Annotated in this window: 11 protein-coding genes; 1 reads left to right on the forward strand and 10 read right to left on the reverse strand. The window is 42.0% G+C overall.

Going from position 1 to position 7,797, the window contains the following annotated elements:
- The first annotated feature begins 21 nt into the window (after window positions 1–21).
- On the forward strand, window positions 22–1,122 hold the full coding sequence (gene proB, locus JXR81_01065) for a glutamate 5-kinase (GenBank protein ID MBN2753432.1): 1,101 nt from the start codon (window positions 22–24) through the stop codon (window positions 1,120–1,122).
- Here proB and JXR81_01070 read toward each other — a convergent pair whose 3' ends face one another.
- From JXR81_01070 to rpmH, 10 genes are read right to left on the reverse strand one after another with little or no spacing between them, the layout of a single operon-like run.
- Window positions 1,123–1,446 carry a hypothetical protein gene (locus JXR81_01070; GenBank protein MBN2753433.1) on the reverse strand — a complete coding sequence of 108 codons (324 nt, stop codon included), beginning with the start codon at window positions 1,444–1,446 and terminating at the stop codon, window positions 1,123–1,125. It abuts the gene before it with no gap.
- A complete protein-coding gene (locus tag JXR81_01075) occupies window positions 1,436–1,927 on the reverse strand; it encodes a hypothetical protein (GenBank protein MBN2753434.1) in 492 nt (163 codons plus the stop codon). Before JXR81_01075 ends, JXR81_01070 begins: the two co-directional genes overlap by 11 nt.
- Complete coding sequence (locus JXR81_01080; GenBank protein MBN2753435.1) at window positions 1,924–2,286, reverse strand: hypothetical protein; 363 nt, start codon at window positions 2,284–2,286, stop codon at window positions 1,924–1,926. Before JXR81_01080 ends, JXR81_01075 begins: the two co-directional genes overlap by 4 nt.
- On the reverse strand, window positions 2,286–2,789 hold the full coding sequence (locus tag JXR81_01085; GenBank protein ID MBN2753436.1) for a hypothetical protein: 504 nt from the start codon (window positions 2,787–2,789) through the stop codon (window positions 2,286–2,288). Before JXR81_01085 ends, JXR81_01080 begins: the two co-directional genes overlap by 1 nt.
- A 15-nt stretch (window positions 2,790–2,804) precedes the next feature.
- Window positions 2,805–4,196, reverse strand: coding sequence for a tRNA uridine-5-carboxymethylaminomethyl(34) synthesis GTPase MnmE (gene mnmE, locus JXR81_01090; protein MBN2753437.1), 1,392 nt, complete (start codon window positions 4,194–4,196; stop codon window positions 2,805–2,807).
- Window positions 4,197–4,227: 31 nt separating this feature from the next.
- Window positions 4,228–4,869: a KH domain-containing protein gene (locus tag JXR81_01095; GenBank protein ID MBN2753438.1), complete on the reverse strand. Its 642-nt coding sequence runs from the start codon at window positions 4,867–4,869 to the stop codon at window positions 4,228–4,230.
- 13 nt (window positions 4,870–4,882) lie between these two features.
- Window positions 4,883–6,553, reverse strand: a complete 1,671-nt coding sequence (gene yidC / locus JXR81_01100) for a membrane protein insertase YidC (protein MBN2753439.1) — start codon at window positions 6,551–6,553, stop codon at window positions 4,883–4,885.
- A 27-nt stretch (window positions 6,554–6,580) separates the two neighbouring features.
- Window positions 6,581–6,787 (reverse strand): membrane protein insertion efficiency factor YidD, encoded by a 207-nt coding sequence (gene yidD / locus JXR81_01105; protein MBN2753440.1) that lies wholly within the window; start codon window positions 6,785–6,787, stop codon window positions 6,581–6,583.
- Window positions 6,784–7,134, reverse strand: a complete 351-nt coding sequence (gene rnpA / locus JXR81_01110; protein MBN2753441.1) for a ribonuclease P protein component — start codon at window positions 7,132–7,134, stop codon at window positions 6,784–6,786. Before rnpA ends, yidD begins: the two co-directional genes overlap by 4 nt.
- Before the next feature lie 4 nt (window positions 7,135–7,138).
- Window positions 7,139–7,285: a 50S ribosomal protein L34 gene (rpmH, locus tag JXR81_01115; protein ID MBN2753442.1), complete on the reverse strand. Its 147-nt coding sequence runs from the start codon at window positions 7,283–7,285 to the stop codon at window positions 7,139–7,141.
- Between the last annotated feature and the right edge of the window lie 512 nt (window positions 7,286–7,797).

A 7,797-nucleotide genomic window follows, 5' to 3' on the forward strand; every position in this document is an offset into this window, starting at 1 on the left:
GTTAAAAATAAAGAGGAAAACATGTACAACAGGATAGTGGTAAAAATAGGGACAAATCTTATAGCTGACGAAAAGGGATTAAGGGAAACTTTCCTTAAGGATTTTGTCCGCCAGGTGGTGGAACTGCGCAAAGCCGGAAAAGAGATGATAATTGTATCATCCGGTGCTATCGGTTCCGGGCTTATCCGGATGAACATGCAAAAAAGGCAGTTTACCCTTCAGGAAAAACAGGCCATAGCCGCCATAGGGCAGCCTGTCCTTATGAACCGTTATAAAAAACTTTTCAGGGATAATGATGTGACAGTCGCCCAGATTCTTTTAAATCACGACGATGTAAAAGATAAAGCAAGAAACATGAACGCAAGGAACACCCTTTTAAAGCTTATTGAATGGGGCGTGGTGCCCATAATAAATGAAAATGATACCGTGGCAACGGAAGAAATAAAGTTTGGGGACAATGACGCGCTTGCCGGAATTGTAGGCAGCCTTGTAAACGCGGATCTTGTGGCGATTTTGACATCTGTTGACGGAGTGTATGACAAAAATCCCGGCAGATACAGCGGCGCAAAAAAGATAGAAGTTATAGAAGATGTTGAAGCCACAATAAAAGAGGTGGAAACAGACGGCGTTACATCGGGGGGCACCGGCGGGATGTTATCAAAACTTGAAACGGCGCGTAACCTTAACCACGCGGGAATTCCTCTTATAATAGCTAACGGAAATTTAAAAAACGTGCTGATTAAATCTGCCGGCGGTGAAAACACCGGCACATTGATAGTGCGCAAAGGGCACAGGGCAGAATCCAAAAAACGGTGGATTCTTCTGACGTTAAAAGCTAAGGGCAATATAATAATTGACGACGGCGCCAAAAAAGCGCTTTTAGATTCGGGTAAAAGCCTTCTTGCGGTGGGTATAGCCGCTGTAAACGGAAAATTTTCGCTTGGCGACGCTGTGGAAATAGAGGATAAAGCAGGCACAAGAATAGCAAAGGGTGTCGTGAATTACTCTTCAGAGGACGTCAATTTAATCAAAGGAAGAAAAAAAGAAGAAATTAAGAAGATAATGAAAGACAATTATTACACGGAAGTTATTCACAGGGACAACCTTTTTGTTTATAGATAACTAAAGTTTTCTTAAATACTCCGATTTCAAAATTTTGCCGTTAAGGGCCGCAGTCACAAAAATCTTGGCTGTCAGGCTGTCAACCGGCCCCGCTTCGTAATAAACCCTGCACCCGTTAATCGTAAAATCTCCGGATACTAAAAGCCTGCCGGCGTCTTCAAACAGGTTTGAAGCCACGGCAAATCCGGAATTTAAAGCGCGTTCAAGTCTGGCCTTGTCATAATAAGCCGCCGCTTCCGCCTGTGATTTTATGCCAAGCCCGAACATAAGAAAATTCAGGGAAGCAAAAAATAAAGCTGTTATTGTAAGTATCTTAAGGCGCATTATTATTTTCCTTTTGCGGCGTCATAATACACCCTTTTTTTATACGGTAATTGTGAAGGTATTCGTGGCCCCTGAAAGTCCTAAGCGTGTAAAATAAATCTCCCGTAAAACCGAATTTTATGCCATGAAGGTAAGGATAAGTAAATGACGCGGCAGGCCTTGAACTTGCGGGAGAAGGTTTGATAAAAACAGATAAAGAATCTTCACCCGAACGCAGCACAAAAGTGTCTGTTTTATCGGCTGCCGGTTCGCCTGAATCTGTAAGTGAAGGTATATTCATAACAGCAGCCGCGTCCAAAACCGCGGATTGCTGCGTGGTATCAAGAGAAGTCACGCAGGCTGCTGTTGCCCTGAAAAATTCATCCGCTTTTAAGTCGCGGTTTAAATCTGAATCAGCGGCAAAAAAGCGCATAAAATAGAAAGCAGTGACCAGCGAAAAAGAAGAAATAAGGCAGATAAGAATAATGTGGCTGTTTTTCATTTGCGTGTCCTTGCGTCAATTATCTCCGAAAGTTTCACGGAAGCGCCGCCTGAGGTTAAATTTATGGCTACAGACCTTAAAGAAATATAGTCTTCATAAAAATCGCATTTTAAATGGCCTGTAACTTTGTACCTTTTAAACATAGGGTCGTCCTGAAGTATCGGGGCTATAAGTTTATCCCCGCTTGTTATTATAGAGGGAAGAGTGCCGGTGAATTCAAGCTGGTTGACGGCGCAGGTGACGGCTATTTTTTTATGATAAGCGTTGTATAAAAGCAGCAGGCCGGCAAGCGCGAATAAACATGATACGGAAAGAATGGCAACCGCAAAATCCATTTTTTTTTTGATTTTGGTTGACACTAAAAAACTCCGGCAAGGTCGCTTATTACTGTGGGCGAAAAACCCCTGTAAATCATCTTTATAGTGCCTGTTTTTTCTATTACGTAAATAACAGGCATTACATTAAGGTCATACTGTTTTGGAAGGTCGTTTAAGGAAAAAATATACCTGGGAGAAATGTTGTTAATTTCTGATATTTCCGCGGTCTTTTCGTTTAAAGCGATATTAAACCATAAAAGTTTCGGGTAGTCATTTATAAAACCACGCAGGTTTTTATTAAGTAAACCCTTTAATTTTTCCGAATTTATGGATTTGTCCATAAAACAAAGCACAACTGTTGACCTGCCGGTAAAACCGCTAAGTTCAACAGCGGAGCCGTTTTTATATCCTATTGGAAAAGAGACATACGGCGTCCCCGCGGTAAGGTGATTGGCCTTTTTTTTATGACGGCCATGTTGTATGGTTATAAAAATAATCCCAAGTATTGAAAAAAATATAAGCGATGTAATCAGCAGTCGTTTCATTGGCCCGCCTTTTTTTTATTTTCCTATGCAGAATCCGGAAAATATTGATTCCAGTATCTCTTCCGTACTTATAACACCTGTTATGCCGCCAAGCGATGCCGCGGCGTGTTTAATGTCAGACGCGGCGAATTCAAACGAAAGGTTCTTTGAAAAAGCGTCTGCGGCATCTTTCAGCGCGCGTCGCGCTTCCAACAGCGCCTGTTTGTGCCTTAAATTGGCAACAAGTATTCCGTCAAGTAAAGCCGTATTACCGCTTCCAATTATAATATTTTTAAGAGCGTTTGTTAAGGGTATTATTCCGCCTTCTTTTACGCAGTTAATGTTTACGGTTTCGGCTGCGTCATTAGCTCCAAGAAAAACCTTCGCGTCCCGCGCGGTAATTTTCTGTTCAAGGTCGCTTTTATTAATGCATAAAATCACAGGCCTGCCATCAGTTTCTTTAAAGGCATGAATATCATCATTTGTAAGGGGAAGCGAGCCGTCAACTATAAATAATATAATATCACCTTCTTTTAAAGCGGTTTTAGCCCTGTTTACGCCCTCTTTTTCCGCCTGGTTTTCCGCGTGCCTGATACCTGCCGTGTCAAACAGCCTGACGGGTATGTTTTCAAGGTCAAAGCGGTCCTCTATGACGTCCCTGGTGGTGCCTGCAAGGCCTGTCACTATTGCGCGGTTTTTTCTTAAAAGGGCGTTCATAACGCTTGATTTACCCGCGTTGGGTTTTCCCGCAATAACACAGCGCACCCCGTTTTTAATCATAATTCCAAGATCCGCGTTTTTTAACAGCGCGTCTATGCCGGCATTTATTAAAGATAGTTTTTTTAATGCCTCATTTGAATCAAGTTTGGGGGTGTCTTCATGGGCAAAATCTATTTCAAGCTCCAGTGAAGACAGCAGCGATGCTGTTTTTTCCCTAAGAGCGGTAATGGCGCCGGATTCTTTTCCTTCAAGCTGAAAAAGTGAAAGCTTAAGGGAAGCTTTTGAATCCGCGTCAATAATATCTGACACCGCTTCAGCTTGGGCAAGATCCATTTTATTGTTTAGAAAAGCCCTTTTTGTAAATTCACCCGGCAGCGCGGGCTGGGCGCCAAAGTGACACAGGGCTTCCATGGCTGACTGAAGGATTAACAGGCTTCCGTGGCATGATATTTCCGCCATGTCTTCGCCTGTATATGAATTTGGCGCTTTAAAGACAGTTACAAGCGGTTTGTCCAGAAGAAAATCAGATTGGTCGTAAAGTCCGGCTAGATTTTGGGCGCGCGGCTGAATTTTGTCTATTGGCATACCGGAAGAAAAACGGACTATTTTTGAGATTATCGAAAAAGTATCTTTGCCGCTTACGCGTATAACGCCAAGCGCGGACTTTCCCGGATATGTTGAAATTGCGGCTATTGTGCTGTTTTCCATAAACCACCCAAAAAAACGCGCGTGTAAAGCGCTATAATAATGAAGTCACTACAACTTTTTTATAAACGCCCCTGCCAATACTGAAAGTTTTTATTCCGGCTGACGCGCATTCTTCATGAATAACTTTTCTGTCAAAAGAGGGCATAAGCTCCGTAAGCCATTCTCCCGCGTAATTTTGCGCTTTTGTAATCATTGTTGACGCTGTATTTATAAGGCGCTGTTTGTGTTTTTCCCTGTAAGAGTCTATGTCCAGTATTACAGGGAAACGGGTTCTGAACTTTTGTTCAAGCGCGGTGGATATTAAATATTGCAGGGCTGATATATTCTGCCCGTCTTTGCCTATAAGCAGCCCGTTTTTAAAAGGAGTGTGTATTTTTATCACGGCGCTGTCAGGGGTAATGTCTTCTTTAAGGGAAAATTCAGCCGTTCCCGAAAGTTTCAGCAGTGTGCCAAGCATTTCAAGCGCGGACTGCACCGCGGGCAGGGGAGCCGGCTGATTTTTTTTAAAAGAGTTTTCCCGTTTAAACAGTTCCACGGTATATTCAATTCTGTCCGTAAAAACTTTTTCGTTTATAAGATTAACTGACACGCGGTCAAGCGGCACATCTTCATCTTTAATAAAATCCGCCACGGCGTCAGATATTTTTCCTGAAACCTTCCTTATTCCGCTCATATGCAGCGCCATATCAGGCTTTTTTTGAATTATTAACCATAAGCTGCTGGGCTATTCCAAGCAGGTTTGACATTGACCAGTAAAGCAGCAGCCCCGAAGGCCAGCTGAAAGAAAGAAAAGTTAAAAATATGGGCATACCCCACAGCATTATCTTCTGCTGCATAGCCGCGGATTCGTCCGTTACCGGGGTGGCTGTGGATGTCATCTTCTGCTGAAAAAACATGGAAACACCCATGAAAATTGGAAGTACAAAGAATGGATCCGGTTTTGAAAGGTCTTTTAACCAGAGTGCGAAATAAGCGCCTTTTAATTCCACCATGTTTATAAGCATCTGATAAAGCGCGATAAAAATGGGCATCTGTATCAGCATGGGCAGGCAGCCGCCAAGAGGGTTTATTTTATATTCCTGATAAAGTTTCATAGTCTCTTCGTTTAATTTCTGGGAGTCGTTTTTATACACTTTTTTAAGTGTTTCTATACGCGGTTTGATTATGGTCATTTTTTTCTGCGTGTCTTTCATCTGTTTAAAACTGTGCTGTGAAGGCACCCACAGTATAAGCCTTACCAGCAGCGTAAGCAGAAGGATTGCAACGCCGTAATTTTTTGTAAGTTTGTGAAAAAAGTCCATCGCGTAAAACATCCAAAGACCTAAAAAGCGCGGCCAGCCCAGGTCAACCACCCTTTCCATTCCGAATTTCTTCAGGCGTTTATATTCCTGCGGGCCTATATATGACACGAAAGATGAAGTTACTTCTGAACGCGGTTCTATCAGCGCGTCGTTTAAGTTTATTGCTATAAAACCAAAGCCGCCTTTGTATTCTTTTATCAGCGCGCTTTTATATGTTGTCTTTTCTGCCGGTTTGAAAGAAGACATAAAATAAAGGTCTTTCATTACAATGTAATCCGGAACGCCTACGTTTGTTATTTTATCCTCTTTAATATTTGCTTTTAATTCCACTTTTTTCAGTTCGCGCCCCTGCGGGTAATGTACGCGGTTAAAAGCGTACATGCCGTCCTTGTTTTTCTGAAATTCCGAAGGCAATAAATGTATGTTTGGGCCCCACATAAGCTGCATGTCTTTTACTGATTTAGGCGTTGACGTGGAATTTTTAAATATTATTTCTGTTGTAAGCGCGTAAGTTTCCGCGTCAAGAATGAACTTTTTAACTGCTGTCACGCCGTCGGACAACGGCGTGGAAAAGGTTATTATGGAACCGTTGTCGCCTATTAAAGAGCCGTCATATTTCCATCTGATGGCCGTTAAATCCTGCCCTGCCGCCTGGTTAAGCGCAAGGTAAGAGTAAGAAGCCTTGTTGGGAATAAGTTCAAGCACTTCGTCATTTTCTTTTCCTGCCGTAAATTTTTTCAATTCATAACCTATGGCAACCGCGCCGCGGTCGCTGAAGCTTACACGGGCAAGGGTGTTTTCAATTACGTATTTTTTTTCTTCAAAAGGTTTTATTACCGAAGGCGTGTTTGTTTTTAACGCTGTTGTTGTTTCGGCGCCGGACGCGGCCGGCTGTACTGCCCGGGCGTTCTGTGACGCCTGTGTAGCCGGCGAGACTGCCGCGGTTTCCTGCGGCTGATTAGCGGCCGGTTTGGGCATAAAAAGCATATTATATCCAAAAAGTATTATGGCTGAAAGTATTATGAATGTTATAAGCCTGGAATTTTTATCGTTCATATATCCTCCAAAAATTGTATTGACCTTTTAAGGCCTGTCTATGCCGCCTTTATTCCACGGATTGCATCTTAATATTCTGTAAACGGATTTAATTCCGCCCTTAATTACCCCGTACTTATTCAGCGCCTCCATGGCGTATTCGGAACAGGTGGGATAAAATCTGCACGATTTGGGCAGAAGCGGGGAAATCAGTTTTTTATAAGCCTTTATTAAAAAAATAAAAATGTGTTTCATTTTGTTTTTCCGTAAAGTTTAAATAAAGAGAGGAGGTTGTCCTCGGTTTCTTTAAAAGTTTTAAGCCCGGACGACCCGGACCGCGCCATTACCACAACGTCTTTGCCTTCAAAGACAGCGGAATTCTTTGCGAATATTCCGCGTATTCTTCTTTTTAAAAGGTTGCGGTCAACGCTTTTTTTAATGAACTTTTTGCTTATGGTTGCCGTAAAAAGCCGCGGTTTGGCGCTGTTTGTATCAGAACAGGGCACGGCAAATACCGCAAAACAATTATTGCCGTGCTTAACCCCTCTTTTTATAGCCCTGTTTACATCCGGGCTTGCGGGAGGTTTTTTCTTGAAGCTCAAAGTATTATTTGGTGCAGGAAGTCATTTTGGTTCTGCCTTTGGCCCTTCTTCTGTTAACCGCTTTGCGGCCTGTAGGCGTTGACATCCTCTTTAAAAATCCGTGTTTTCTTTTTGCTTTCTTCTTGTGGGGCTGATAAGTGCGTTTTGACATAATTATTCTCCATTTATATTAATTTTTCACTTGTTTTAATGTTTTTAAATACAAAAACAAGATTTTGTCTGCATATTATAAGGAAATAAGGGCAGGGTGTCAACTTAAAACTGCACTATATTAGCGGAAATATAGTAAGAATTAGAGCGGAAAGCTATTTATAAACAGTAAAACTATTTTTACTGCGTTTTATTGCGTCCTGTGAAACTTTATCATGGAGATTGGCGGCCAATATGATTAAGAAGGCATTTATAAGTAATAGGGAACTTATTAAGAGAAAAAGAAGGGTTGTAAAAATAAATGCTAATTGCGGCAGGTTTAGACCGGCTGTTTTTATAAAATACAGGGAGCCGGGTTAATAAAAGAAAAAGCCGGAAAAAATATTTATGCAAATCAGTATCTGCATAACGGATACGATAAGGCAAGGTGTAACCGCAAAGTGATAATGTCCTAAATATGCAAAATAGAAATGTCCTATTCCAAGGCGTGGTAGCATAGAAATACGGAGGTGC

Source organism: Candidatus Goldiibacteriota bacterium, from assembly GCA_016937715.1.
Lineage (GTDB): Bacteria > Oederibacteriota > PGYV01 > PGYV01 > PGYV01 > PGYV01.